This window comes from Kitasatospora sp. MMS16-BH015 (genome assembly GCF_002943525.1).
GTDB lineage: Bacteria > Actinomycetota > Actinomycetes > Streptomycetales > Streptomycetaceae > Kitasatospora.
This window is the reverse complement of sequence record NZ_CP025394.1, coordinates 4,130,682-4,152,507: the sequence shown is the minus strand read 5'-3', so window position 1 is coordinate 4,152,507 and position 21,826 is coordinate 4,130,682. Positions and strand designations below refer to the sequence as shown.

Annotated in this window: 20 protein-coding genes, 1 tRNA gene and 1 other RNA gene; 13 read left to right on the top strand and 9 right to left on the bottom strand. The window is 72.2% G+C overall.

Annotated features, from left to right (window positions below):
• Positions 1-63: 63 nt before the first annotated feature.
• Positions 64-1,143, bottom strand: coding sequence for an alpha/beta fold hydrolase (locus CFP65_RS17920; protein WP_104817048.1), 1,080 nt, complete (start codon positions 1,141-1,143; stop codon positions 64-66).
• Positions 1,144-1,250: 107 nt separating this feature from the next.
• On the opposite strand from CFP65_RS17920, the gene CFP65_RS17915 reads away from it, so the two are divergent.
• Complete coding sequence (locus tag CFP65_RS17915) at positions 1,251-1,976, top strand: TetR/AcrR family transcriptional regulator (protein ID WP_104817047.1); 726 nt, start codon at positions 1,251-1,253, stop codon at positions 1,974-1,976.
• Between the two features lie 115 nt (positions 1,977-2,091).
• Here the strand turns inward: CFP65_RS17915 and CFP65_RS17910 are convergent, their stop codons facing one another.
• The 3 genes from CFP65_RS17910 to CFP65_RS17900 all read right to left on the bottom strand — a co-directional run bounded on the left by CFP65_RS17910 (position 2,092) and on the right by CFP65_RS17900 (position 4,231).
• Positions 2,092-2,526: a DUF1772 domain-containing protein gene (locus CFP65_RS17910; protein ID WP_104817046.1), complete on the bottom strand. Its 435-nt coding sequence runs from the start codon at positions 2,524-2,526 to the stop codon at positions 2,092-2,094.
• A gap of 176 nt (positions 2,527-2,702) precedes the next feature.
• Complete coding sequence (locus CFP65_RS17905; RefSeq protein ID WP_104817045.1) at positions 2,703-3,662, bottom strand: LPXTG cell wall anchor domain-containing protein; 960 nt, start codon at positions 3,660-3,662, stop codon at positions 2,703-2,705.
• A 218-nt stretch (positions 3,663-3,880) separates the two neighbouring features.
• Positions 3,881-4,231 carry a VOC family protein gene (locus CFP65_RS17900; protein ID WP_104817044.1) on the bottom strand — a complete coding sequence of 117 codons (351 nt, stop codon included), beginning with the start codon at positions 4,229-4,231 and terminating at the stop codon, positions 3,881-3,883.
• A gap of 86 nt (positions 4,232-4,317) precedes the next feature.
• Here CFP65_RS17900 and CFP65_RS17895 point away from each other — a divergent pair, with 86 nt between their 5' ends.
• Positions 4,318-4,635, top strand: coding sequence for a helix-turn-helix transcriptional regulator (locus tag CFP65_RS17895; protein ID WP_174805549.1), 318 nt, complete (start codon positions 4,318-4,320; stop codon positions 4,633-4,635).
• Positions 4,636-4,692: 57 nt separating this feature from the next.
• On the opposite strand, the gene CFP65_RS17890 is transcribed toward CFP65_RS17895, so the two are convergent.
• Positions 4,693-7,164 (bottom strand): right-handed parallel beta-helix repeat-containing protein, encoded by a 2,472-nt coding sequence (locus CFP65_RS17890; RefSeq protein ID WP_104817043.1) that lies wholly within the window; start codon positions 7,162-7,164, stop codon positions 4,693-4,695.
• A 227-nt stretch (positions 7,165-7,391) separates the two neighbouring features.
• On the opposite strand from CFP65_RS17890, the gene CFP65_RS17885 reads away from it, so the two are divergent.
• The 4 genes from CFP65_RS17885 to aspA are packed head-to-tail and all read left to right on the top strand — an operon-like array spanning position 7,392 to position 12,031.
• Positions 7,392-8,069, top strand: a complete 678-nt coding sequence (locus CFP65_RS17885) for a FadR/GntR family transcriptional regulator (protein ID WP_104817042.1) — start codon at positions 7,392-7,394, stop codon at positions 8,067-8,069.
• Positions 8,066-9,523: an amino acid permease gene (locus CFP65_RS17880; RefSeq protein ID WP_104817041.1), complete on the top strand. Its 1,458-nt coding sequence runs from the start codon at positions 8,066-8,068 to the stop codon at positions 9,521-9,523. Before CFP65_RS17885 ends, CFP65_RS17880 begins: the two co-directional genes overlap by 4 nt.
• A gap of 11 nt (positions 9,524-9,534) precedes the next feature.
• Positions 9,535-10,578, top strand: coding sequence for an asparaginase (locus CFP65_RS17875; protein ID WP_104820959.1), 1,044 nt, complete (start codon positions 9,535-9,537; stop codon positions 10,576-10,578).
• Positions 10,579-10,618: 40 nt separating this feature from the next.
• Complete coding sequence (gene aspA, locus CFP65_RS17870; RefSeq protein WP_104817040.1) at positions 10,619-12,031, top strand: aspartate ammonia-lyase; 1,413 nt, start codon at positions 10,619-10,621, stop codon at positions 12,029-12,031.
• Between the two features lie 42 nt (positions 12,032-12,073).
• On the opposite strand, the gene CFP65_RS17865 is transcribed toward aspA, so the two are convergent.
• Positions 12,074-14,098, bottom strand: coding sequence for an SMI1/KNR4 family protein (locus CFP65_RS17865; protein WP_104817039.1), 2,025 nt, complete (start codon positions 14,096-14,098; stop codon positions 12,074-12,076).
• Between the two features lie 232 nt (positions 14,099-14,330).
• Between CFP65_RS17865 and CFP65_RS17860 the strand changes: the two genes are divergently transcribed.
• From CFP65_RS17860 to CFP65_RS17850, 3 genes are all read left to right on the top strand, one after another.
• Positions 14,331-15,071, top strand: a complete 741-nt coding sequence (locus CFP65_RS17860; RefSeq protein WP_104817038.1) for an SDR family oxidoreductase — start codon at positions 14,331-14,333, stop codon at positions 15,069-15,071.
• A gap of 57 nt (positions 15,072-15,128) precedes the next feature.
• Positions 15,129-16,145, top strand: a complete 1,017-nt coding sequence (locus CFP65_RS17855; protein WP_305778256.1) for an RNA polymerase subunit sigma-70 — start codon at positions 15,129-15,131, stop codon at positions 16,143-16,145.
• 90 nt (positions 16,146-16,235) lie between these two features.
• On the top strand, positions 16,236-16,949 hold the full coding sequence (locus tag CFP65_RS17850; protein WP_104817036.1) for a DsbA family protein: 714 nt from the start codon (positions 16,236-16,238) through the stop codon (positions 16,947-16,949).
• Positions 16,950-17,155: 206 nt separating this feature from the next.
• Here the strand turns inward: CFP65_RS17850 and CFP65_RS17845 are convergent, their stop codons facing one another.
• The 3 genes from CFP65_RS17845 to CFP65_RS17835 all read right to left on the bottom strand — a co-directional run bounded on the left by CFP65_RS17845 (position 17,156) and on the right by CFP65_RS17835 (position 18,062).
• On the bottom strand, positions 17,156-17,575 hold the full coding sequence (locus tag CFP65_RS17845) for a hypothetical protein (protein ID WP_104817035.1): 420 nt from the start codon (positions 17,573-17,575) through the stop codon (positions 17,156-17,158).
• Complete coding sequence (locus tag CFP65_RS17840) at positions 17,572-17,850, bottom strand: CopG family transcriptional regulator (protein ID WP_104817034.1); 279 nt, start codon at positions 17,848-17,850, stop codon at positions 17,572-17,574. Before CFP65_RS17840 ends, CFP65_RS17845 begins: the two co-directional genes overlap by 4 nt.
• Positions 17,851-17,977: 127 nt before the next feature.
• A tRNA-Ser gene (locus CFP65_RS17835) sits at positions 17,978-18,062 on the bottom strand.
• 130 nt (positions 18,063-18,192) lie between these two features.
• On the opposite strand from CFP65_RS17835, the gene ffs reads away from it, so the two are divergent.
• The 4 genes from ffs (at position 18,193) to CFP65_RS17815 (ending at position 21,658) form a co-directional block, all read left to right on the top strand.
• Positions 18,193-18,289: signal recognition particle sRNA small type (gene ffs / locus CFP65_RS17830), an RNA gene on the top strand.
• Positions 18,290-18,350: 61 nt separating this feature from the next.
• Entirely contained in the window at positions 18,351-20,702 is a 2,352-nt protein-coding gene (locus tag CFP65_RS17825) for a DNA polymerase III subunit gamma and tau (RefSeq protein ID WP_104817033.1), read from the top strand.
• 24 nt (positions 20,703-20,726) lie between these two features.
• Positions 20,727-21,224 carry an N-acetyltransferase gene (locus CFP65_RS40000; protein WP_174805547.1) on the top strand — a complete coding sequence of 166 codons (498 nt, stop codon included), beginning with the start codon at positions 20,727-20,729 and terminating at the stop codon, positions 21,222-21,224.
• 104 nt (positions 21,225-21,328) lie between these two features.
• The gene (locus CFP65_RS17815) at positions 21,329-21,658 is read left to right on the top strand and encodes a YbaB/EbfC family nucleoid-associated protein (protein WP_104817032.1); all 330 of its coding nucleotides are present in this window, start codon (positions 21,329-21,331) and stop codon (positions 21,656-21,658) included.
• The last annotated feature ends 168 nt before the right edge of the window (positions 21,659-21,826 follow it).

The window sequence follows — 21,826 nt, the reverse complement described above, 5'->3', positions numbered from 1 at the left end:
TCGCCTCCGCCGGCCCGGTACCGGGCTTCCCACGTACCGTACCCGGCCCCGTACTTGGCGGACTCAGCCCGTGGCGACCGGCGTCGCGGTGATCACCGGGCGGACCTCGGTGAGCAGCAGGTCGAGGAAGCGAGCCGGGCGGCGGAAGGACGCGAAGTGGCCGGCGTCCTCGATCAGCGCGAACTTCTTGACGGGGGCGGTCACGTCCGCGAAGAGGCGGCGGGCCGGCTCGGGCGGGGTGAGCACGTCTTCGGCGCCCTGGATGACGAAGAAGGGCAGGTCGAAGACGGTGCCCTCGGCCCACTCGTCCACGGTGGCGGCCTCGGCCGCGAGCGGCGCGCTGAACTGCATCGCCTTCAGGTACGCGCGCAGGCCGCGCAGGGTGTGCAGCGGGGAGAACCAGAGCGAGCGGACCACCACGGTCTTCATGGTGTCGTAGGAGAGCGGGTCGGTGGTCACCACGAGCTTGTTGTAGAGGTCGCGCTCCTGCGCGCTCCAGTGCGTCTTGGCGCCCAGGGCCTTGACGGTCGCCAGCTCCTTCATCTTCCCGGCGGCTTCGAGCCGGGCCAGCAGGCCCTCGTACGCGGTGCGTTCGCGCCCGCCGGCCACCACGTTCTGGTCGGTGCCCACGTACGCGGAGTACAGCTCGGGGTGGTTGCGGGCGAGCCGCAGGCCGAGCACGGTGCCCATCGAGTTGGCGACCAGCAGCAGCTTGGCCACGCCGAGCCGGGCCCGGAGGTGCTCGGTGACCTCCAGGGCGTCCCGGTACAGCTGGTCCAGGCTCAGCTCGCCCTGCCCGGCGGGGCCGCCGGCCGCGAAGGTGTGCCCGGCGCCGCGCATGTCCCAGCGGACCACGGTGAAGTGGCGCTCCCAGGCCCGGGTGCGGGGGGCGAAGATTTGGTTGGACGCGCCGGGGCCGCCCAGGATCTCCAGGATCACCGGGTTGGCCAGGTCCTCGCCCCGGACGGAGACCCACTGGTCGATGCCGCCGATCCGGACGAAGCCGGCCTCGTCGATGCCGTTCGGAGTGGTGATGCGCAGGCGCTTCGCGCTCAGCGCGCGCTTGGCCTGGCGGTAGCCGAGCAGCCCGGCCGCGGGCGCGGCGAGCAGGGCGGCGGAGGCGGTGAGGACGGTGGCGAGCATGGCGGTTCCCCCAACTGTTTACGGCGTCAGCAGTTGCGTTTAAGGTATATACAGTTCCAGGTGGTGTCAACGGGCACCGCGGACCGCCGATCGGGAGGGTGGGCCTCATGGCCAAGGAGAAGGCGCGCGACCTGCGCGCGGGGATCGCGCTGCTCTGGGGCGAGCAGGGGCAGCCGACGCGCGGCCCCAAGCCGAGCCTGACGCCCGCGCGGCTGGCCGAGGCGGCGGTGGCGATCGCCGATGCCGAGGGGCTGGACGCGGTCTCGATGAGCAAGGTCGGCGCGGAGTTCGGGGTGTCGGCGATGGCGCTCTACCGCTACGTGCCCGGCAAGGCCGAACTCGTCGAGCTGATGGTCGAGTCCGTGCTGGCCGAGGCGCCCGACCTGTCGGGGGCGGGCGCCGGCTGGCGGCCGCAGCTGGTCGAGTGGGCCCGCCGCTCCGAGCAGGTCCACCGCGCCCACCCTTGGCTGCTGACGGCTACCGCGATGCGCCGCCAGCTCATGGGCCCAAACCAACTCGGCTGGCTGGACGCGGCCTTCGCGGCTCTGGCCCCCACCGGCCTGTCGGCCGGCCGGCAGCAACGGATCTTCATCCTGGTGGCCGGCTTCGTCCGCACCCACGTCCAGCAGCTGCTCGCCTTCGACGAGGCCCACAGTCAGGAGTGGAACCGCCTCACCGGTGAACTCCTCACCCGCCACGCCGACCGCTTCCCCGCCCTGACCCGCGCCATCGCGGCCGGCGCCTTCGAGCCCGCCCCGCTGGAGGCCGACCCGCTGGAGTTCGGCCTCGACCGGATCCTCGACGGAGTGCAGGTGCTCATCGACCGCTCCTGACGCAACGGCGGCCCGGGCCAGGTGACTTGACGGCCCGGGCCGGCTGCTCGCCGGTCGATGGTGCGCCGGCGCACTGCCGTGCTCCCGTGCTGCCGTCTGGTCGGTGGCGCCCTGCTCAGGCCAGGGCGAGGACCAGCAGGACGAACGAGGTCACGATGACGGCCACTCGTACGTAGTGCAGGCGGTCCCAGCGGCCCAGCTGCTCGCGCCAGTCGGCCGGCGCGGTCTCTGGAGTCCACTGCGCCGCACGGGAGTTGATCGGCACCAGCAGTGCGACCGACATCAGCACGCTGAGCACCAGCAGCCCGGCCGCCACTCCCGCCACCGGCTTGGCCGCCACCCCGGCCCAGGTGCCGGCGAGCAGCACCGACCCGATGTACCAGAACGGCATCACCCGCCCGAGCAGCCTGGCTCCCGAACTACGGGCGACCAGGCCGCTGTTGTGCGGAAGTCCGTCGACGATCGGGTTGACGAAGACCGCCACCGCGAACTCCACCCCCACCAGCAGGCCGACCACCACCACCGTGACGACGGCGAGTGCGTGCTGCATGTCCCCTCCCGGGCCCTGCTCCGTTTTCTAGCAACGCTAGCTTCTGTGTCGATGCTAGATGCATGCCCGCCCGGATGTCTAGCATTGCTAGGAATCCAAGCCCGAGTGATGGTCCTCCCCGCGCGCACGACGAAGGCCGGCCCCGTTCGGGGCCGGCCTGGGTGCTTCCTGCGGCGTCAGTTGCCATGGCGGGCCCGGCGCTTGACGCCGAACAGCACGGCCGCTCCGGCGGCGAGCAGGGCGGCGGCACCGGCGATCAGCGCGGTGCTGTGGCTGCCGCCCCCGGTGGAGGCCAGCGAGGCCGTCTGGGCGGCCACCGGCGTCGCCGAGGCGGCGGCGGGCGCGGGCGCGGGCGCGGCGGGCGTCGGGCTGGTCTTCGTGGTGAGGGCGGCGGGCACGGCGTCTTGCTGAGCGGGCTTGGCAGGCTGAGCGGTCGGGGTGGCCGGCGTGATGGGCTGCTCGGCCGGCGGGGTGGTCGGCTGCGCGGGCGCCGGGGTGAGCTTGGCGATGGTGATCTGGTTGCTGTTCAGCACCTCGCCGCCGTCCGCCTCGCCGGTGGCTGTCACGGTCAGTTCCTTCATCTTCTCCGCCGCCGACACCGAGGAGCTGATCACCAGGTCGAAGGAGACCGACTGGCCGTCCGCCAGCGGGGTGTCCAGCGCGGCCGAGGTGACCCAGACGGACGGGTCGCAGCCCATCTTGGTCGGCAGCGCGACGGAGTTGCCGTCGTGCAGCCAGGACACCCGGGTGTTCGAGGTGTCCATGACGCCGAACTGGGTGAAGAGCACCGGCGCGGCGGTCAGGTGCCGGTACGCGGCCCCGGTGTGGTTGGTCTCGGTCAGCCGCACCTCGTACGAAACGGAGTCGCCGTGCACGACGGCCTTCCGCAGGCTGCTCACCGTGATCGTCGGCGACCCGTGGTGCACGGCGCCCCCGGCCACCGGCTGCTCCCCGGGCAGCTTCACGTCGGAGCACGGCACCACCGGGTACTGCCCCGCCCAGGCGGCCCCGCTCGCCACCCCGGTGACGGCGATCGTCAGCGCGGCCACGGCAGCGGCCTTCTTCATGGTGGCGGTCTTCTTCGCGGCGGCGGCAACGGTGGCGGCAACGGACGGCGCGAGGCGGTGCATGGTCATGATGGTCCCCCCAAGGACGGCGTGGTACTGGCCAGTTGATGTGGTGTCGCGCCTCCCTGACCGTCTTCGTTCCCCCGGTGCAGTCCGTCGCGCAGGGAAAATACTTCCAGTCGATCTTCCGCGCGCCGTACGCCAACCGTCACAGCGCCGTCACGGCGCTCCGGCGTTCCTTCACCGCGCCCGCCGCAGGTGCCCCGTCGGCCGAGGCCGCCACCTCGTCATGCGGAGTGTTCGACGTACTCGAGGATGACACCGCCAGGGTGACGCACGGTGGCGTTGCGTCCGGTCGGCACCCGGTCGGGGCCGGAGAGGATTTCGCCTCCGCAGGTGTCGATCAGTTCCTGCAACCCGTCGAGGCTGTCGACGAGCACGGTGCTCTGCACGTCCCGGAACGGCGCGAGGGCCGCATCGGGGCCGGCGACGACGAGGAAGCCCCCGATGCCCGCCACCTCCACGCCGCGGTGCGGGAACCGCATGCGGGTGTCCTCGCCCGTCAGTGCGCGCAGGGCGGGCAGCGCCCGGTCCATGTCGGCCACGTAGAGCCGGGCCAGCGTGGCCAGTGTCTTCATCGTTCCACCTCTCGAGATCAATTCGACTTTCTCGAACTATCGAACTGTCGGGCATCATAGGCGCAGATCCCAGAAGGAGGAAGCGCGTGCGCCCATTGCCCCAACCCCAGCTCGCCGACGTCGAGATGGCCACCGTGCTGCACGCCCTCGGCGACCCGGTGCGACTGGAACTCCTCCGGCGCCTGGCCACGGACGGCGAGTCCACGTGCAGCCCGGAGGGCATCGCCGTGCCCCGCTCGACCCTGTCGAACCACTGGCGCATCCTGCGCGAGGCCGGCGTCATCTCCGTCCGCACGAGCGGCAAGACCCGGCTGGTCACGCTCCGCCGCGAGGAGCTCGACGCCCGCTTCCCCCGCCTGCTGGACGCCGTGTTGGACGAACCCGCCAGTGCGCCGGCGATATGACGAAGGCCCGGGCTGCCGAGAGGCAGTCCGGGCCTTCGCGCAGTGGTGCGCGGTCGGTCAGCCGACCTGGTAGCCGCTCTCGTCGACCACCAGGTCGATCGGGGCCCGGCTGCCGTTGTAGATGGAGACGGCGCCGATCTTGTCCGGCTGGACCACCACCTGGTTGGGGATGGTCTGGCCGGCCACCCAGTTGAGGTTGGAGGCCAGCGGTCGGTTGGTGCCCATCGGGTACACGGTCAGGTAGCCGGGGGCGGCCGTATTGGTCACCGTGACGTTCAGGGTGACGGCCGTGCCGTTCTGCAGGCCGCAGGTCACGCACAGGTTCAGGGTCTGGCCGGGGCCGATCTGCTTCGGCGCGACCCATTCGCCCGAGCCGCCGGCGGTGTAGCCCGTCCGGGTGTCGGCCACCCGCTGCGGAGTCTGGGCGTGGTAGGTGCCGCCGCCCTTGAGGAAGTAGCCGGCCAGGTCGGCGACGACGTGGACCGAGCCGTTGCCGCCCCCGGCGTAGAGCGAGACCTTGCCGTCGACCACCGGGACGGTGACCAGGTTCGGAATCGTCTGCCCCGGGGTCCAGTTGAGGTTGGAGGCGGTCGGACGGCCGGTGCCGTGCGGGTAGGCGGTCAGGTAGCCGTACGAGGTCGGCCCGGTGACGGTGACGTTGAGGGTCACCGCCGAGACGCCGTGGGCCGGGACACCGTCGACGCCCGCGACCTGCAGGTCGATCTGGTGGCCCTGCTTCAGGGCGCCCGTGCCGTTCCGGGTGTCCAGCATGCGTACCGGGGCGGTGGACTTGTAGCTGCTGCCCGAGGTCGAGTAGTAGCCGAACAGGTCGGCGACCAGGTGCACCGTGCCGGTGCTGCCGTTGTAGAACGAGACCTTGCCGTCCTTGACCTGCACGGTCACCAGGTTCGGAATCGTCTGGCCGGCGGCCCAGTTGAGGTTGGACGCCAGCGGGCGCTCGTCGCCGTGCGGGTAGACCGTGAGGTAGCCGGCCCGGGTCGGGGCGGTCACGGTCACGTTCATGGTGACTGCGGTGACCCCGGTGGCCGGGACGCCCGCGATCCCGGTGACCGGCAGCTCGACGGTGCCGCCGGGTGCGACCGCGCCGGCCGTGCCGCCGGTGCCGTTGCGGGTGTCGAGCAGGCGGACCGGGCCGAGCGGGTTGTAGTACGTGCCGAAGTTGCCCAGTTCGTACGCGCCGCGGTCGCGGATGCCCTTGCCGGTACCGGTGTTGGGCGTGTACGGGTCGTCCACCGGCTGGTTGCCGTGCTGGTCGCCGGCGGTCAGGCCCGGCGCGTTCTCGTCGGCGGAGTCGATCAGCGGGGAGGCCGGCTGGCCGGGCTCCTCCGTCCAGCGGTACTCGCTGTTGCCGATGATGTCGTGCGAGCCCTGACCACCGGCAGCGGCGAAGCCCGCGACGGTGTCGTACTTGGTGCCGGCCCAGTCGTAGGCGGGGCTGCCGTCCTTGTCGTCGAAGACGTTGTACGCGACCTTGGTGCCGACCGCGGCGGCCTGGTCCACCTTCAGCCCGACGAAGTTCGCCGCGGTGGCGCAGAGCTTGTTCATGTGGTTGTCGGCGTCGCCGGTCGAGATCACGTTGTTCTCGATCACGGTGCCGGTGGCCGCACCGGTGACGTCCAGGGCGTCGGCGCAGCCGCCGGACACGGTGTTGTTCACCACGACGGTCCCGGGGGCACCGTCGACGGAGAGGGCGGGCCGGCCGTCCATGCTGGACCCGGTGGTGATGACGTTCGTGGCGATGACCACGCCCTGGGCACCCGGGTCCACCTGGCCGAAGGAGCCGGGGCCGCCCATCGAGCGGTTCTGCGCGATGGTCACCGTGCTGGAGGAGCCGGTGACGTGGATCGCCGGGGCCTGGTACCAGCCCTCGACCTGGTTGCCCGAGAGACCGATGTCCGAGGAGCCGTCGACCAGCACGTTGCCGGAGCTGCCGCTCGTCCAGAAGTTCTTGATCCGGACGTGCTGGACGCGCGAGAGCGAGAAGGCGTACGCGGTCGGCGCCTTGGTCCCGGGACCGCTGCCGACGAAGGTCCCGTTGTTGTACTCCAAGCCCGTGCCGGTGAAGGTGATCGGCGCACCGGCGGTGCCGGAGCGGGTGACGTCCACCTGCTCCGGGTAGGTGCCGACCCCGACGTGCACGGTCTGGCCGGGCTGCACGACCGCCGCGGCGGCCGAGATGGTGCAGTACGGCTGCGCCTGCGTGCCGGTACCGGAGTTGGAGCAGTGGGCGCCGGCGGTGTTGCTGACGTAGAGGTCGGTGACGACGGCGGAGGCACTTGCCTGGCCGAGGGCCGGCAGGGCGAGCGCGCCGAGTACGAGGGCGCCGCTGACGGCGCCTATCCGAGTTCTGATGGTGTCCCCCTGTGAGGTCCGCTCATGGCGGATGCCGTGCGCTGCCGGGCAGCGCAGGCGGATCCTCTCACGTCGCTCCGCGCTGGTGAATCCAGGGCCGGGGAAACACGAAGGTGCCTGGCAACCGCCGTCCAGGGGACGGGGTTTGCCGTCCACGCGCGGCCCCTGCGTCCCCCCGGGCGCCGCCTGAAGCGCGTTCGCACCACGGCAGTGCCGGAACGCGGTGGCCGCCCCTCGCCGGCCAGGCCGGCGGTCAGCCGGAGTCGGTGGGACTTCTTCCGCCACCGATCCCTTGACAGTCACCTCCCGTTAACCGGAGTATCACTCCCGTGAACCTGTCAGACAGCCAGACAGGTGGCGGGAGACTGCGGCGAGTCAGCGCCATGGAAGCGGTCCTCACCCACCTCCGCCACGCCATCGAGCGCGGCGATTACGTGATCGGTGACAAGCTCCCCTCCGAGGCGGAGCTCTGCCGCACCCTGGAGGTCAGCCGCCCGGTGCTGCGCGAGGCCCTGCGGGCCCTGCAGACCATGGGGCTGACCGTCTCCAAGACGGGGAAGGGCACCTTCGTCATCGCCAGCACCGTCGAGGACCCCACCTTCGGCGACTACGCGGCCAGCGACCTGCTGGAGGTGCGCCGACACGTCGAGATCCCGGTCGCCGGCTACGCGGCGCTGCGCCGCACCGCGGAGAACCTCGACCACCTGGCCCACCTGCTGGACCGGATGGAGCAGGAGACCGACACCACCGCGTGGGTCGCGATGGACACGCTCTTCCACCTGGCCGTCGCCGAGGCGGCCCAGAACCCGGTGTTCCGCCGGATCATCGAGGAGATCCGGGACGCACTCGCCCGCCAGTCGGCCTTCCTCAACGATCTCGGAGGCCGGCGGGAGCAGTCCAACCGCGAGCACCGGGCGATCGTCGAGGCGCTGGTGGACGGCTCCCAGCACGACGCGGTCGCGGCCATGGCCCACCACCTCGACTGCGTCGAGACGACCCTCACCGACATCGTGCGCCCCGGGCGCACGGACATCCTCACGGAAGGCAGATCCGAGGCGTGAGCGAGCAGTCCCTGCAGGAAGAGTCCGCCCAGGCGGACACCCGCACCTCGTCCGGTCACGTCGACGCCGGTGACGCGGGATACAGCAAGTCCCTCAAGTCCCGGCACGTCAACATGATCGCCATCGGCGGTGCCATCGGCACCGGCCTGTTCCTCGGCGCGGGCGGCCGTCTCGCCGACGCCGGCCCCTCCCTCTTCGTCGCGTACGCGGTCTGCGGCGTCTTCGCCTTCCTCGTCGTCCGGGCCCTCGGCGAACTCGTCCTCTACCGGCCCTCCTCCGGCGCGTTCGTCAGTTACGCCCGGGAGTTCCTCGGTGAGAAGGGCGCGTACACCGCGGGCTGGATGTACTTCCTCAACTGGGTGACCACCGGCATCGCCGACATCACCGCCGTGGCCACCTACACCCACTACTGGGGCCTGTTCTCCGACATCCCGCAGTGGGTGATCGCGCTCGTCGCCCTGGCCGTGGTCCTCACCGTGAACCTCATCTCGGTGAAGATCTTCGGCGAGATGGAGTTCTGGTTCGCCATCATCAAGGTCAGCGCCCTGCTGATCTTCATGGCGATCGCCGTCTTCCTGCTGGTCACCCGGCACCCGGTCGACGGCACCACCCCCGGCCCGTCGCTGATCACCGACCACGGCGGGGTCTTCCCCAACGGCGTGCTGCCGATGCTGCTGATCATCCAGGGCGTCGTCTTCGCCTACGCCTCCGTCGAGTTGGTGGGCGTCGCGGCGGGCGAGACCGAGAACCCCGAGAAGATCCTGCCGAAGGCGATCAACTCGATCATGTGGCGGGTCGGCCTGTTCTACGTCGGCTCGGTCGTCCTGCTGTCGATGCTGCTGCCCTGGGACAAGTACTCTGCGGGCCAGAGCCCGTTCGTGACGGTCCTCTCCCACATCGGCGTCCCGGCGGCGGGTGCCGTGATGAACCTGGTCGTGCTCACCGCGGCCATGTCCTCGCTCAACTCCGGCCTGTACTCCACCGGGCGCATCCTGCGCTCGATGGCGATGTCCGGCTCGGCGCCGAAGTTCACCGGCGTGATGAGCCGCACCCAGGTCCCCTACGGCGGCATCCTGCTCACCAGCGGCATCTGCGTCCTCGGGGTGGGCCTCAACTACGTCGTCCCGGCGGACGCGTTCGAGATCGTGCTCAACTTCGCGGCGATCGGCATCCTGTCCACCTGGGGCATGATCATGATCTGTCACCTGCTGTTCTGGCGGAAGACGCAGGCGGGCGAACTCTCCCGGCCGAGCTACCGGCTGCCCGGCTCCCCGTGGACCGAGATCGTCACGCTCGGCTTTCTGCTCTCCGTGTTCGTCCTGATGTACGCCGACGGCGGCGCCGGCCGCACCACCGTGCTGTGCGTGCCGCTGATCGCCGCCGCCCTGGTGGCCGGCTGGTACGGCGTACGCGGGCGGGTCGCCCGGGCGAAGTCCTCCAAGGTGAACGGGTGAACCACGCAGTGCTGTACGGAAGTTCGATAGCCCCGGCTTCGTCTCCGGCTCAGGCTCAGGCTCGACCGCCGGTGATCCGGGAGCCCCGCCACGCGCCGGTCGCCCAGCTCGTCCGCGGTGGAGTCGTCGAAGGCGTCCACTACGGCTCGGTCGTCATCCTCGGTGCCGACTCGGCCGTGGAACTCCAACTCGGTGACATCGAAGGCGCTTTCTACCCGCGCTCGGCGCTCAAGCCGTTGCAGGCGGTGGCGATGGTACGGGCGGGGCTGCCGCTCGACGGGGAGCTGCTGGCCCTGACCGCGGCCAGCCACTCCGGCGAGGCCCGGCACCTCGCCGGCACCCGTCGCATCCTGGAGCTGGCCGGGGCCGGCGAGGACGACCTGCGCAACATCCCGGACCTTCCCTACGACCCCGTCGTGCGCGACACCTGGGTGCGCGAGGGGCGCCTGCCGTCCCGACTCGCGCAGAACTGCTCCGGCAAGCACGCGGCCATGCTCCACACCTGCGCGCTCAACGGCTGGTCGCCCAAGGACTACCTCGACCCCGCCCATCCGCTCCAGCGGGCCATCGCCGAGACCGTCGAGGACCTCACCGGGCAGGCGATCGCCCAGGTCACCGTCGACGGTTGCGGCGCACCCCTGTTCGCGGTCTCGCTGCACGGGCTCGCCCGTGCGGCGGCCCGGATCACCACCGCGCCGGCCGGCACCCCGGAGGCCCGGGTGGCCGACGCGATGCGCGAGCACGCCGAGATGGCCTCGGGGTCGGGGCGCGACGTGGCCGCGCTGATGCGCGCGGTGCCCGGGCTGCTCACCAAGGACGGCTTCGAGGGCGTCCAGGTCGCCGCCCTGCCGGACGGCCGGGCCGTCGCCGTGAAGATCTCCGACGGGGCGAACCGGGCGCGCGTACCGGTCGTCGCCGCCGCCCTCGCCCGCGCCGGCGTCGACCCGGCGGCGCTCGCCGAGCTCGCGGGTGAACCGCTGCTCGGCGGCGGCCGGCCGGTCGGCGCCGTCCGACCGGTCCCCGCGCTCGACCCGCGCACCCCCACGTACCTCTGACCGCGCGCACCGTCCCCCTCCGAAGGAGGCCCGCACCGCCATGAGCTCAGCAGCCCACCGCAGCGAACACGACCTGCTCGGCCACCGCGACGTACCCGCCGAGGCGTACTGGGGCGTGCACACCCTGCGCGCCAAGGAGAACTTCCCCATCTCGGGGACGCCGATCTCCGCGTACCCGCACCTGATCGACGCCCTCGCCGCCGTCAAGGAGGCCGCGGCCCTCGCCAACGAGGAACTCGGCCTGCTTGAGCCGGCGAAGGCCGCCGCGATCGTCGAGGCCTGCCGCGAGATCCGCGACGGCAGGCTGCACGACCAGTTCGTCGTCGACGTCATCCAGGGCGGCGCCGGCACCTCGACGAACATGAACGCCAACGAGGTCGTCGCCAACCGGGCGCTGGAACTGCTCGGCCACGCCCGGGGCGAGTACCAGCACCTGCACCCGAACGAGGACGTCAACCTCGGCCAGTCCACCAACGACGTCTACCCGACCGCCGTCAAGATCGCCACGGTCTTCGCCGTGCGCGGTCTGCTCGAGGCGATGGCCGTGCTCCAGGGCGCCTTCGCCGCCAAGGCCGTCGAGTTCCGCGACGTCCTGAAGATGGGCCGCACCCAGCTCCAGGACGCGGTGCCGATGACGCTGGGGCAGGAGTTCTCGGCGTACGCGGTCATGATCGACGAGGACCGCAGCCGGCTGGCGGAGGCCGTCGAGCTGATCCAGGAGATCAACCTCGGCGCCACGGCGATCGGTACCGGCCTCAACGCCCCGGCCGGGTACGCCGAGTCGGCCCGCCGCCACCTGGCCGGGATCACCGGCCTTCCGCTGGTGACGGCCGCCGACCTGGTCGAGGCCACCCAGGACTGCGGCGCCTTCGTGCAGATGTCCGGCGTGCTCAAGCGGGTCGCCGTCAAGCTCTCCAAGACCTGCAACGACCTCAGGCTGCTGTCCTCCGGGCCGCGTGCGGGCCTGAACGAGATCAACCTGCCACCGGTGCAGGCCGGTTCGAGCATCATGCCCGGCAAGGTCAACCCGGTGATCCCCGAGGTCGTCAACCAGGTCGCCTTCGAGGTGATCGGCAACGACGTCACCGTCACCATGGCCGCGGAGGCGGGCCAGCTCCAGCTGAACGCCTTCGAGCCGGTCATCCTGCACTCCCTCTCCAAGAGCATCACGCACCTGGAGCGCGCCTGCCTGACCCTCGCCGAGCGGTGCGTCGCCGGGATCACGGCGAACGAGGCGCAGCTGCGGGCGGCCGTGGAGAACTCCATCGGCCTGGTCACCGCCCTCAACCCCCACATCGGCTACGAGGCGGCCACCGCCATCGCCAAGGAGGCCCTCGCCAGCGGGTGCGGCGTCGCCGAACTCGTGCTGGAGAAGGGCCTGTTGCCGGCCGAGCGGCTGCAGGCACTGCTGCGGCCCGAGGTGCTCGCGGGCAGCGGTTCGCCGCAGCTCTGACCCCGGCCGCCGGGCGGGCTCCTGCGGTGGTGCGGCCGCTTGTCAGAGGTCCTCGTGGAGGAGCTCGCCCGCGCCGGTGGCCGCGTCGTAGACGCTGTACCGGTAGCGGCCCGCCTTCAGGTTGTCGGCGAAGGACTCCAGGACGGACAGCCAGCTCGGAGCCCGCTCGTCACCCGGGTCAGGGTCCCAGCCCTGGTCCGAGTAGATCAGCCGGCCCGGTGCCCCCTCGGGGTCAAGGTCCAGGACCACGTGGGAGCCGTCGCCCTCCTCGGTGAGCGGGACGTAGGCCGGCGAGGACCAGTCGTCGGCGGTGTTGTCGCGTATCCCGGCGAGCTCGGAGACGTCCCAGTGCATCCAGTCGTCTGGGCCCGCTCCCGGGATGTCGACCGCACGGTGGATCATGCACGAGGCCGCGAAGTCGACCGGCAGCGGATATCCGAGCTGCGCCTCGGCCCTGGCGATCTCCTCGGCGCTCGCCGGTGCGGCCAGGCCGCCCAGCAGCGCCGGGGCGTGCACCGTCAGCGCCTCCTCGATCCGCCGCCAGGCCTCGGCCACCGCCGCGCGCTCCAGCCGCGCACTCTCGGAGTCCGGGCCGGTCAGGAACCATTCGGCGGCCTCGCGGTCGGCCGAGCCGAGCCGTGCCGCGGCCTGGCGGCGCACGCTCCGGTTGAGCGGCAGCTTCCGGACGACCTGCCACAGCGCCTCGGTGACCTGGCCCTGGAACTCAGGACCGGCCTCGAGCACCGCCGCCACGACGTCCTTGTCGCCGCCCGTGACCAGGTACTCCTTCGGGCTCAGCACCAAGGACGCCAGCGCCAGTCGCACCGCGTCGGGACGCTCGGCCGGCTCCAGTACGGTCAGTGGCCTCGCGAGGAGACCGACCGGCACGCCGGCGGCGACCACACCGTGCAGCAGTTCGTAAACCTGCCGCCGATCCACGTACGGGCTCAGCGTGAACATCTGCTGCACCCGCCCGGGTGTCGGCCGCGCAGCCATCCGGGCCAGCACGTCACCGGTGTGCCGCGGTCCGAGCTGGGCGTAGTCGGCGGCAAAGAAGGGCTCCACGCGCCTGTCGGTGAGCCGGAGCCGGGAGCGCGCCGCCTCGGCCTGCTCGGGGTCGAGCACGGCCAGCGCGATCTGGGTGGCCATCGCGGCGGGAGCGGTGGGGGAGAGATCCTTGTGGAGAGAGTGGACCAGCGCCGGGTCGTCCGGGAGGTTCGCCAGGTATCCGCTCAACTTCGTTGCTGCGCGCAGGTGTTGCTCGGGCACGAGCTCCACGATGGCGCGGGCCGCTTCGATGCGGCTGACGAAGTCGAGATCCAGCAGGTCGACCAGGGCCCGGCCGATCGCCTCGCGCTGCCCCGCGTCCCGGGCGAGCATCCCGCGTGCCGCCGCGCACCCCGACGGGACGAACTCGGGCAGCTCGCTCACCGGGCCCTGCGGTGACCTCCACTCGTCCGGGAACAGCGCCAGCGAGACCAGCGCCGACCACGTCCCGTCCTCGAGCGCCAGGCGCAGCATCGACGCCGGCACCTGGGTCCGAGTCCGGGCGGCGCACGCCGTCAGCCGGGCCAGGGCGTCCTCCCTCGGCTCCGGGCCGAGCCGGGCGAGTGCGGCGCTGTGGACGGCGGCCCTGACGTCATCGGTGTCCCGGAAGCGGCCTCGGGCCGCCGGGAGCTCCTCGGGGTCCAGGACCGCCAGGGCGATGTGCGTGAGCAGCGCGGCGGAACTCGCCTCGGAGACGTCCTGCTGCGGATACGGGATACGCGCCCGGTCGTTCATCCGGTCGGCGCTGTAGACGCGCAACTGCGCCGCTGCGGCCGCCCGTTGCTCGGGCACGAGCTCCACGATCGTGCGGGCCACCTCGGGGCGGATCGCGAAACCGTGGTCCAGCAGGTGGACGAGGGCCTGGCCGACGGCTTCGCGTCGAGCCTCGTCCTCGGCCGGTACCGAACGCGCCGCCGCGCACGCGGCCGAGGTGAACTCCGGGACGAAGTACTCCGGTCCGTCGGGCAGCAGCCAGGATGCCGTGCAGGATCGGGGGACATGGCTCAGGTGCGCCACCACGGGTCAACCTCCGCGAGATCGACGACTGTTCGTCGGGGTCGCACCCTATGCCCAGGCGGTGACAGGCTCGTCGGCGAGATGGCGGCGTCCGCCGACGGTCGCCCGCCCCCTCCCACCGCGTAGCTCGGGGCTCTCCGCCGGCTCCGGAAGATCTTTCCTCGAAGGCGACGGTTTTCCCGCCCGCCGCTGGTCTGGACAGGTAGCGAATCCGACCAGTGCCGAGGAGTCTCCGATGTCAGATCCCGTTCAGACCGCAGTGGTCACCGGTGCCAGCCGTGGCTTCGGGCGCGCGATCGCCGCCGCGCTCGTTGCCGGGGGCACCCAGGTCATCGGCATCGCCCGCGGCGGGCAGGCGCTGCGCGCCGTACGCGACGAACTCGGCGAGGGCTTCACGCCCGTCACCGCCGACGCCACCGACGAAACGCTCGCCGCGGAGGTGATCCGCGCGCACCGCCCGGGCCTGCTCGTCCTCAACGCCGGGGCCGTGCCGCACATGGCGCCCGTGCAGGAACAGACCTGGGCGACCTTCAGCCGCACCTGGGAGGTCGACACCCGGCACGTGTTCGCCTGGACCGGGGCGGCGCTGCGGGAGCCGCTGGCGCCGGGCAGCCTGGTCCTGTCGATGTCCAGCGGGGCCGCCCTGGCGGGCTCCCCGCTCAGTGGCGGGTACGCCGCCGCCAAGGCCGCCGTCCGCTACCTGCGCCAGTACGGCGCCGAGGAGTCCGAGCGGGCCGGGCTGGGCATCCGGTTCGTCACGGTGCTGCCGGACCTGACCCCGGTCGGTGGGGTGGGCGCGGCCGGCGTCACGGGCTACGCGGCACGGGCGGGTCTCGACCGGGCGGCCTTCATCGAGCGACGGCAGCCCATCCTCCACCTGGAGCAGGTCGGCAAGGCCGTCGTGGAACTGGCCGGGGACCCGGACAGCGGTGCGGAGTACCGGCTCGGCGCAGGAGGCCTGACCCCGCTCGGCTGAGCCCACCTCCCGCCGCCCACCCCGCTTCCCACCTTCCCGCCCACCTCCCCGCCTACAGTGGCCTTGCCGCACTCCGAACGAGGAACCGCGATGCCGTCGAACGCCGATTTCACCGCCCTGGCCGAGCCCTTCCGGCCGGAACTGCTCGCGCACTGCTACCGGATCCTCGGCTCGATCCACGATGCCGAGGACCAGGTGCAGGAGACCTATCTGCGGGCGTGGCGCGGGTTCGACGGCTTCGAGGGGCGCTCCTCGGTGCGGCGGTGGCTGTACAAGATCGCCACCCGGGCCTGCCTGACGGCGCTGGAGACGCGGACCCGGCGGCCCCTGCCGTCGGGGTTGGCGGCTCCGGAGGACGATCACCGCGCGGCCGTGGCCCCCCGCGAACCGGCGGTGGCCTGGCTCCAGCCGGCGCCGGACGGCCTCCTCGGTGCCGGCGACCCGGCGGCGATCGTGGCCGGGCGGACGGGAGTCCGGCTCGCCTTCATCGCCGCGCTCCAGATGCTGTCCGCCCGGCAGCGGGCGGTGTTGACCCTGCGCGACGTGCTCGGGTTCCGGACCGCCGAGGTCGCCGAGATGCTCGACACGACGACGGCGGCCGTCGACAGCACGCTCCGCCGCGCCCGGGCCCGGCTGGCCGAGGCCGGCCCGGTCGAGGACGGCCTGGCCGAGCCGGACGAGGAGACCAGGCGCACCCTCCTCGACCGCTACGTCGATGCGTTCACCCGGGCCGACCCCGCCGCGCTGGTCACCTTGCTGCGCGCCGACGTGGAGCTGGAGATGCCGCCCACCCCGACCTGGTTCACCGGCCGCCGCGCCGTCCTCGGCTTCCTGGCCGACCGGGTGCTGCGCCCCGACCGCTGGCAACTGACGCCCACCCGCGCCAACGGCCAGTCCGCCTTCGTCATCCACCGGCACGCGGGCCACGGGCGGTACGAGCCCTACGGCGTCCAGGTCCTGACCCTGATCGGCGCCCGCGTCGCCCGCATCACGGCGTTCAACGACCCGAGCCTGGTGCCGACCTTCGTGTCCGCCCCTGCCACTGCCCCCGCCCCTGCCCCCGCGCAACCATGAATATTTTACATCTGGAAATATTCATTCCATGAAGATAGTTGCTGGCGTGAGTGCGGGAGGTCCGCGCAAGGTCGGAAGGAGTGCAACGCCATGCGCGTAGAGGTGTGGGGCGACATCAACTGCCCGTGGTGCTACATCGGCAAGGCCCGGTTCGACCAGGCCCTGGCCGGCTTCGAGCACCGCGAGGACGTGGAGGTCGTCCACCGTTCGTTCGAGCTGGACCCGCACGCGCCGCGGGCGGCCCGCCCGGTGATCCCGCTGCTGGCGGCGAAGTACGGGCTGAGCCTGGAGCAGGCCGAGGCGGCGGAGGGACACATCGCCGAGAACGCGCGCGGGGAGGGGCTGCCGTACCTGAGCGGCGGGCGCGACGCGGCGAACTCCTTCGACATGCACCGGCTGCTGCACTTCGCCAAGGAGCAGGGGCGGCAGGCGGAGCTGCTGGACGTGCTGTACCGGGCCAACTTCGCCGAGGAGCGCTCGGCGTTCGCGACGGCGCGGCTGGTCGAGTTGGCCGTCGAGGCGAGGCTGGACGGCGAGGCGGCGGCCGCGGTGCTGGCCGATCCGGAGGCGTACGCGGATGCCGTGCGCGAGGACGAGGCGACGGCGAGCGCGATGGGGGCGACGGGCGTGCCGTTCTTCGTCCTCGACCGCCGCCTGGGAGTGTCGGGCGCCCAGCCCGTGGAAACGTTCGCCCGGGCGCTCGAGCAGGCCTGGGAGAGCCAGGTGCCGCTGCCCCTGATCCCGGTCGGCGGGGGCGACGCACAGGCCTGCGGCCCGGACGGCTGCGCACTGCCCCAGCAGTAGGGAGCGGGGCCGCCTTGGCGTCCTTCCGCGGCGCAGCTGAGATCCGGCTACTTCGAAACTGATAACAGTGCAAGTCCTGTCGGAGGAAAACGGCGGGTTCGCCGCCGATCGGGCTCCCAGGCTCATGCGGCGGGCTCGCATGGTCTCGTAGGTGCACCGATACCGAAGCTCCGACGCCGGGCCGTAGGAGGTGAGAGGGCAGGCAGTCAGACCTTCGCCACCACGACGTGGTCCGGTAGCAACCTCTCCAGGTCCTCCGGGTCGGACGTGAAGACCGTGACCTGCCCTTGCTGCTGCAGCGCGACCACCGCGAGCACGGCGGCGATGGCGTACTTGTGCCCGTGCAGGCCGGCGTCCGCCAGCAGCCGACGGGCCTGCCGTGCCTCGTCCTTGCCCAGATCGGCGACGTTCACCCGCGACAGTACCCAGTCCCAGCGCTGCTCCGTGGTGCGAGCGTCGTACGCCTCGACCAGGGTCATGGGGGAGGTGACGATCTCGGCCTCGCCGCGGGCGGCGAGGCCGAGCCGGGCGATCATCATGCGATCGCCGCGAACCGCGAGCGACAGGGCCTCGCTGTCCAGTACGAAGACCCGGAGCCGCCGGACTTCCTCGCCGCGCTTCTTCACCCGGCTGCACCAGTGTTCTCGCCACGTGCCGCCCGGCGCCGATCGTGCTCCGCGTCCAGGTCGTCCAGCTCTGCGTAGGTGGCAGCACGTTCGTCACTGCGGACCGGTCCGTGCTCCTCCTCCAGCCACACGACCAACTCCTGCAAGCGGTCGCGGTCGCGCTTGGCCCGGAGGGCGTCAGCGACGTACGCGGAGAGGCCGCGGTCGGCACTGTCCGCGCGGATCTCGTCCAGCAGCTCCTCGGGGAGCGTGACGGTGACCTTCTTGGATGCCATACAGGTCACCATATTCGCCATAGTTCAGGATGTACCGACCTTGCCGTGCCCGCTCCGAACGATCGGGCCGTGGCCACACAACGACGAAGGCCCGGACCGCTTCGCAGCAGTCCGGGCTTTCGGCCGGCGGAGGATACGAGATTCGAACTCGTGAGGGTTTTATCCCAACACGCTTTCCAAGCGTGCGCCCTAGGCCTCTAGGCGAATCCTCCGTGGGAGAGCTTAGTACATGTTTCGGGGTGCTCGCGACCACGGTTCCGCAGGTGGTCCGGGTGGGGGTGCCTGGGGATGAGAGGGCGGGGTGGGTGGTCCGGGGCGGGGCGGGGATCCGGTAGTCTTGGGGGCAGCCCCTCGTGTGGCGTTATCTCTCTGAACCCCCCCAGGGCCGGAAGGCAGCAAGGGTAAGAGGGCTCTGACGGGTGCACGGGGGGTCTTTGCGTTCCCGGGCCAGGGGCGGACGTGGTCTCCGTTTGTCGGTTGGTCCCGATATCGTCGGTGGCGTGTCCCTAGCCCTGTACCGCCGCTATCGCCCCGAGACTTTCGCCGAGGTCATCGGGCAGGAGCACGTGACCGCTCCGCTCCAGCAGGCCCTGCGTAACAACAGGGTCAACCACGCGTACCTGTTCAGCGGTCCGCGCGGCTGCGGCAAGACGACCAGCGCCCGCATCCTGGCCCGCTGCCTCAACTGCGCCCAGGGCCCGACGCCCACGCCCTGCGGCGAGTGCCAGTCCTGCACCGACCTGGCGACCGGCGGCCCCGGCTCGATCGACGTGATCGAGATCGACGCCGCCTCGCACGGTGGTGTGGACGACGCGCGCGAGCTGCGCGAGCGGGCGTTCTTCGCCCCCGTGCACAGCCGGTACAAGATCTTCATCCTGGACGAGGCCCACATGGTGACCTCGGCCGGCTTCAACGCGCTGCTCAAGGTGGTCGAGGAGCCGCCGGAGCACCTGAAGTTCATCTTCGCGACGACGGAGCCCGAGAAGGTGATCGGGACGATCCGCTCCCGCACCCACCACTACCCCTTCCGCCTCGTCCCGCCCGGCACGCTCCGCGACTACCTGGCCGAGGTCTGCGGCCGCGAGCAGATCCAGGTGGAGGACCCGGTCTTCCCGCTGGTGGTACGGGCCGGGGCCGGCTCCGTCCGTGACTCGATGTCGGTCATGGACCAGCTGCTCGCCGGGGCGGACGAGGGCGGCGTCACGTACCAGATGGCCACCGCGCTGCTCGGGTACACCGACTCCGCGCTGCTGGACGAGGTGGTGGACGCCTTCGCCGTCCGCGACGGTGCGACGGTCTTCCAGGTGATCGACCGGGTGGTCGAGGGCGGGCACGACCCGCGCCGCTTCGTCACCGACCTGCTGGAGCGGCTGCGCGACCTGGTGATCCTGGCCACCGTGCCGGAGGCCGGCGAGAAGGGGCTGATCGACGCCCCTGCCGACCGGATCGCGATCATGCAGGCCCAGGCCGACCGGTTCGGCGCCGCCGAGCTGAGCCGCGCCGCCGACATCGCCAACACCGGCCTCACCGAGATGCGCGGCAACGCCGCCCCCCGGCTCCAGCTGGAGCTGATCTGCGCCCGGGTGATGCTGCCCGGCGCCTACGACGACGAGCTCTCGCTGCTCGCCCGGTTGGACAAGCTGGAGCGGCGCGCGGCGGTGGGTGGCATCGGGGCCGCCCCGATCGGGGCCGGCTTCGTGCCCGGTGCCGGGGTTGGTGCGGGGGCCGGTGCCGGGGCCGAGGCTCCGGCGGCGCCCGTACAGGCGCCCCCCGCGCCGACGATGCAGGCCGCGCCGGTGCAGGCTGCACCGGCTCCGGTGTTCACCCCGCCGCCCGCCCAGCCCGCAGCCCCCGTCCAGCCCATGCAGCCCGTCCAGCCGGCCCCCGAGCAGCAGCACCCCGCCGCCGGTGCGCCGGCCCCGGGTGCCTGGCCGATCCCGCGCAGCTTCGGCGCCCCCGGTGCGGCCGCCCTGCAGCAGCCCGCCCCGCCTGTCGCCCAAGCAGTCCAGGCTGCCCAGGCTCCGCAGGCTCAGCCTGTGCCGCCGGTGCAGCAGGCCGCCGCCCCGCAGCCGGTGCAGCCGCCTGCCGCCGCCGGGCCTTCGGCGAGCGCGCAGCAGGGCGCCGGCCAGGTGCGTCAGCTCTGGCCGCAGATCCTGGAGGCGGTGAAGAACCGCCGTCGCTTCACCTGGATCCTGCTCAGCCAGAACGGGCAGGTGGCCGGGTTCGACGGCTCCACGCTCCAGATCTCCTTCGTCAACGCCGGTGCCCGGGACAGCTTCGTCGGCAGCAACAGCGACGACGTGCTCAAGCAGGCGCTGACCGACGCGCTCGGCGTCGACTGGCGGGTGGAGTGCATCATCGACCCCTCGGGCGGCGGCTCCACCGCTCCCGCCCCGGCCCAGCAGGCGGCGGCCGGCTGGGGAGCCCAGCAGCAACGCCCACCGCAGCCCCCCGCCCAGCCGTTCCAGGGCCAGGGCCAGGGGCAGGGGCAGGGGCAGGGCCAGCCGTTCCAACCGCAGGCACCCGCCCATGCGCAGCCTCCGGCCCAGCCGCAGGCGTACCAGCCCCCGGCCCCGTCGGCTCAACCGCAGGTTCAGGCGCAGCCCCAGCCGGTCGCTCCGCCGCAGGGCCAGGCCGTCCAGGCGCAGCCCCCGGCCGCCCAGCAGCAGAGCCAGTACCAGGCCCCGCCCGAGCCGGAGGACTACGGCTACGAGCCCGGTCCGGAGGACGAGGAGGCGTACGCCTCGGCGCCCGCCGCCTCGGCGCCCCGCGAGGACGCGGTCTCCGGCCAGGAGCTGATCCTCCGGGAGCTCGGGGCCACCGTGCTGGAGGAGATTCACCACAACAGGTGAGCCGGAGCGGACGGGGGCCGCGGCATGGACGGTGAGCAGAAGATGGCCGGCGAGGCGCAGGTCGACGGCGAGCAGCAGGTGGCCGGCGAGGCGCAGGTCGACGGCGAGCAGCAGGTGGCCGGCGAGCAGCAGGTGGCCGGTGAGCCGCAGGTCGACGGCGAGCGGCAGCCGGTCGGCAGGCTGCGGCTGGGGCGGGTGACCGCCGCCGACCGGGAGCGGTGCCGCTCGTTGAGCCTGCGGATGCCGGCCGGCCGGCCGGTTGGCCCGCCCCGGATCCGGCTCGAGGTGCACGAGGCCAACGCCCGGGCGATCGCCTGCTACGAGCGCCGGGGCTTCCGCCGCACCGGCCGCAGCTCCCCGCACCCGCTCGACCGCAGCTCCTCGGAGATCGAACTGGAGCGCCCGCTCTCGATCGCCCGCTCTCGATCGCCCGCACTGAACCACCCCGAATCGTCCGCTCCGCACCACCGACTCCGAACCGCCGACGCTGGACGTCCCGGTGGAGCGGTCGAGCCCCGGTGATCCGGCTCACCGGGGGCGGGGCTCGGCGTAGGCTCGGGCGGGACGGTACGTGAGAGCGCACGGCGCACAGCCCGTGCGCGGCGCAGGACAGGCAGGAGAGACCCGTGTTCCCTGGTGGCGGCCAGCCCAACATGCAGCAGCTGCTCAAGCAGGCGCAGAAGATGCAGGAGGAGCTCGGCAAGGCGCAGCGCGAGCTGGCGGAGACGAAGGTGAGCGGTTCGGCGGGCGGCGGCCTGGTCGAGGCGACCGTGACCGGCGCCGGCGAGCTGGTGGCGCTGACCATCGCCCCGGCCGCGGTGGACCCGGAGGACACCGAGACGCTGGCCGACCTGGTGCTGGCGGCCGTCCGGGACGCCAGCGCGGCGGCCCAGAAGCTGCAGAGCGAGCGGATGGGCCCGCTGACCCAGGGCCTCGGCGGGGCACTCCCGTTCTGACCCGGCAGGCTCCGCCCGGAGCCCCGGCGGGAGCCGATCGCAGCTCGCGATCGTTGTGATTTATGCGCGGGTCGGGCGTCGGACGCTGTGTCCGGCGCCCGAATCGTTGGATGATGGCACCGGACACACAGCCGGGGCACAACCGGAGCGGCGAGCACCGGTGCTGCG

Bases quoted from the DNA above. Each gene is read 5' to 3' on its own strand.
- aspA (WP_104817040.1), top strand. From the start codon at position 10,619: ATGAGCTCAGCAGCCCACCGCAGCGAACACGACCTGCTCGGCCACCGC.
- CFP65_RS17905 (WP_104817045.1), bottom strand. From the start codon at position 3,662: ATGACCATGCACCGCCTCGCGCCGTCCGTTGCCGCCACCGTTGCCGCC.
- CFP65_RS17900 (WP_104817044.1), bottom strand. From the start codon at position 4,231: ATGAAGACACTGGCCACGCTGGCCCGGCTCTACGTGGCCGACATGGAC.
- CFP65_RS17915 (WP_104817047.1), top strand. From the start codon at position 1,251: ATGGCCAAGGAGAAGGCGCGCGACCTGCGCGCGGGGATCGCGCTGCTC.
- CFP65_RS17920 (WP_104817048.1), bottom strand. From the start codon at position 1,143: ATGCTCGCCACCGTCCTCACCGCCTCCGCCGCCCTGCTCGCCGCGCCC.
- CFP65_RS17840 (WP_104817034.1), bottom strand. From the start codon at position 17,850: ATGGCATCCAAGAAGGTCACCGTCACGCTCCCCGAGGAGCTGCTGGAC.
- CFP65_RS17850 (WP_104817036.1), top strand. From the start codon at position 16,236: ATGCGCGTAGAGGTGTGGGGCGACATCAACTGCCCGTGGTGCTACATC.
- CFP65_RS17910 (WP_104817046.1), bottom strand. From the start codon at position 2,526: ATGCAGCACGCACTCGCCGTCGTCACGGTGGTGGTGGTCGGCCTGCTG.
- CFP65_RS17860 (WP_104817038.1), top strand. From the start codon at position 14,331: ATGTCAGATCCCGTTCAGACCGCAGTGGTCACCGGTGCCAGCCGTGGC.
- CFP65_RS17885 (WP_104817042.1), top strand. From the start codon at position 7,392: ATGGAAGCGGTCCTCACCCACCTCCGCCACGCCATCGAGCGCGGCGAT.
- CFP65_RS40000 (WP_174805547.1), top strand. From the start codon at position 20,727: ATGGACGGTGAGCAGAAGATGGCCGGCGAGGCGCAGGTCGACGGCGAG.